Origin of the sequence: Paenibacillus artemisiicola (assembly GCF_017652985.1) — a bacterium.
Lineage (GTDB): Bacteria > Bacillota > Bacilli > Paenibacillales > Paenibacillaceae > Paenibacillus_Z > Paenibacillus_Z artemisiicola.
On record NZ_JAGGDJ010000126.1, the window covers coordinates 1 to 609 of the forward strand.

The window sequence follows — 609 nt, forward strand, 5'->3', positions numbered from 1 at the left end:
AGCTCTTTCGATCTAACAATCAATGATTATTAGAGATGCAATTGTCGAGGCTGCTACAACTAGAATGCGTCCGATCATTATGACAGCAGTAGCAACAATCTCAGCCATGCTTCCATTATTGTTTAAAGAAGCTGAAGCGGGGAACTTGGTTTCTGCAAGTCTAGCTGTTGTTGTAATTGGTGGACTAAGTGTCGCGACTGTATTAACGTTAGTGGTCATCCCGGTTATTTATGAGCTACTGCACTTTAAAAAGGCAAAACGTCAAAGACAAAAAGCAGAAAGCACTGATGAAACATTAGCAATTTAAGGATATAACACTAAAAGAGAGGCTGACTCAAAAGGGTCTGACACCTCCCAACATTACTAATATATAGTAGCCTTTAACGTCTAAGGTGCTGTGTATTGTGTTGGAGGGGTCTGACCCTATGGTTTTGAGTCACCCTCTTCTTTCTGTTGTATACGTATTGGTGACTGACAGATTGTAGAATCAACCCACATCTGGCTTATCCTCTTCATTTTGACCGTCACTATTAAGATTTCCCCCCACCAAGAGTTGCTTAGGAGCTTCCGTATTCTCTTGAAACTCCACCTCTAATTCTTCTCCAGTGT

1 pseudogene is annotated in these 609 nt (G+C 41.2%); it reads left to right on the forward strand.

What is annotated here, in order from left to right:
* Positions 1-16 precede the first annotated feature (16 nt).
* Positions 17-307, forward strand: a pseudogene (locus I8J29_RS33480) (efflux RND transporter permease subunit); the annotation flags it as partial.
* Positions 308-609: the final 302 nt, after the last annotated feature.